5 protein-coding genes are annotated in these 2,217 nt (G+C 38.5%); 2 read left to right on the forward strand and 3 right to left on the reverse strand.

What is annotated here, in order from left to right; translation table 11 throughout:
• Window positions 1-400, forward strand: a 400-nt coding sequence (locus tag DW039_RS13035; RefSeq protein ID WP_207810797.1) for a hypothetical protein, incomplete at its 5' end; no start/stop codon positions are given.
• 130 nt (window positions 401-530) lie between these two features.
• On the forward strand, window positions 531-1,004 hold the full coding sequence (locus tag DW039_RS13040; RefSeq protein WP_120382008.1) for a hypothetical protein: 474 nt from the start codon (window positions 531-533) through the stop codon (window positions 1,002-1,004).
• Window positions 1,005-1,109: 105 nt separating this feature from the next.
• On the opposite strand, the gene DW039_RS21430 is transcribed toward DW039_RS13040, so the two are convergent.
• The 3 genes from DW039_RS21430 to DW039_RS13050 form a co-directional block, all read right to left on the reverse strand.
• Window positions 1,110-1,232 carry a hypothetical protein gene (locus tag DW039_RS21430; RefSeq protein ID WP_256373170.1) on the reverse strand — a complete coding sequence of 41 codons (123 nt, stop codon included), beginning with the start codon at window positions 1,230-1,232 and terminating at the stop codon, window positions 1,110-1,112.
• A gap of 10 nt (window positions 1,233-1,242) precedes the next feature.
• On the reverse strand, window positions 1,243-1,800 hold the full coding sequence (locus tag DW039_RS13045) for a hypothetical protein (protein ID WP_119958289.1): 558 nt from the start codon (window positions 1,798-1,800) through the stop codon (window positions 1,243-1,245).
• 185 nt (window positions 1,801-1,985) lie between these two features.
• The coding region (locus DW039_RS13050) for a hypothetical protein (RefSeq protein ID WP_207810799.1) at window positions 1,986-2,217 on the reverse strand (232 nt) is incomplete at its 5' end.

Genomic DNA, 2,217 nt, shown 5'->3' on the forward strand with positions numbered 1-2,217 from the left:
GACCCTCAAAAGTACAAGGGATATGATAGAGAAGGTTCTGATAACAGACACAAACGTGATAAATGCCATCACAAGGCAGCTCAATATAAAGAATATCAGGAATGAGATGTTCCCTACCTGGAGACTGACATTACAACCGGGGGAGGAATATGATTTGGGTACTGCTTATTATGGGGCATATCTGGTAAGAAATAGCGATTCTGGTGCGGCAGCTCTAATCATGGTGGGTGCCGGAGTATCATCCAATATACTGTTGAGCGATGGAAATAGCATTTCAACTGATTTTACCGCTGGAGGCAAAATCATATTGAATAAAAAAACGTCAAATGGCAATGTATATGTAAAAAATGGGAGAAGTACAGAAGCATATATAAATGTCATGCAGATAACTAATTATTAGCAGGGGTTATTCCCCTGCCTTCCTTACTCGTTCTCGATATAAATTGCTCAGTAACTTTTACTTTTATTGTGCTCATTGTTGTTTATTACTTATTTCCGTCATATCCTTTGACCCTCAAAAATACAAAGGTATGATGGAGAAGATTGATATTACAGCCACGGGAGTAGTTGATAGTATTCGTAATAAGATGGCAGTGGCTACAGTTTCCAATAAAGGATTAATGCCATCAGGTGTGTTATCGGAGTTCCAAGGCGCGTATAGTGTACTTCTGTTTGAGACTACAAGCACTCCAGTTACAGGCTCAATTCTTTTGTCTATATCTGCAACATCAAGCGGAATGCCTAGCCTATATTACATCTCCATATCACGAGCTGGTGATGTAACAGGCAATCCTAATCTAAAAGTCAAAGTCCTCTCAGGTAGCTATAATATTAAGATTAAAGCTAAGACTGAAGCTGATGGGAAGTGCCGTGTTTATGCTGAACGGCTAGTCTATACGCCAATACTAAATGTACTCCTAATGAGTTCTTTTGGCATATCAATGAAGATGGAAGCAGCGGATAACAGTGCATTCGAAGGAGGATTTGAAGCTACATTGGAATAGTATAGGGGCAAGTGCCCCTATACTATTCCAACTGTTTCATTTATAAGATTTGTATCTGTTAAAGAGTTATATTCTAAAGAACCATCAACGGATACAGCGTTTATCTTATGTATAGGCAGAAAGCAGCAACAGAACTCCATGGTATAATCCCTTTTTACCTACAACAGACATCTGCTTTCTAACCTCTTCTGCAATGCTTGCATCTTTAATATCAATCTTCTCAATCATATCCTTAACTTCATAGTAAGTCTGTCCAGTCCGTAACATTCTCTTCAAGAACGTTACGGAATACACAATCTGTCGTGTAGAATCCTTGAAAACAAGTTATTATAGAATAATTCGTATTGAATTTAACCGCAAGATATAACTGCCCTTCATAAGTACAATGTCCCAATTTAAAGTTTACAGGACCATTGGCACTTACTCCCATTACATTCATATCATTAACAAGGAATGAAGAGGAACGGAACAGCATTATATCGGCTTTTACCATCATAGGCATGTAGTCCATTCCAGCTCTTAACACATATAGGCTACCCAAGACTCCGGCTGCATCCATTTTACCAGTCAGTCCGGAAATGGGGACAATCAAAAGAATCCTGCTTCCTGCCCCTGAAGTAGTACTATACCTTAATTGTGTATATCGTAATTTGTCCGTTCCCGATGCCATAGCGATATACTCAGTCTTTGGCAAACGGTCTATAGGCATTTGCGCCAAGCTTTGACCGGATGTTAACCCAATAAGTGATGCCGGATTGCCGGTTGCCACTTCTGATAACTTTACTTTCTCTATCATCCTTGTACTTTTGAGGGTCAAAGGATAGGGTAGGAAAATGGATACTCCAAAAGTCTCTTATGTTTTGGTATTATTTATTAACGTCCAATCTTTCAAAACCTCTCCATTGCTACGAATGGTTTTAATATATATTCTTGCAGAGTTGGTAATATATAAATGGGCCGTGTATTGAAACCCTCTTAGCGCTAATAAAATTCCAGTGCCCATATTAAATTATCAGTAGATGAATATACACCGGCACTGATTTTACTATCGTATTCTTCATTTAATATATTCTTACCTTGTTCAAATCCATTAGCTTGCATAAGTCCCTTGTTTGCTTCTGTTGCAGCAGGCAGTTTTTCTCTGATTAACTCAACCACATTGGCATCTGTTATATTAACCTTTTCTATCATATCCCTTGTACTTTTGAGGGTC

Source organism: Bacteroides sp. AF39-16AC (genome assembly GCF_003602735.1).
Taxonomy (GTDB): Bacteria; Bacteroidota; Bacteroidia; order Bacteroidales; family Bacteroidaceae; genus Bacteroides; species Bacteroides uniformis.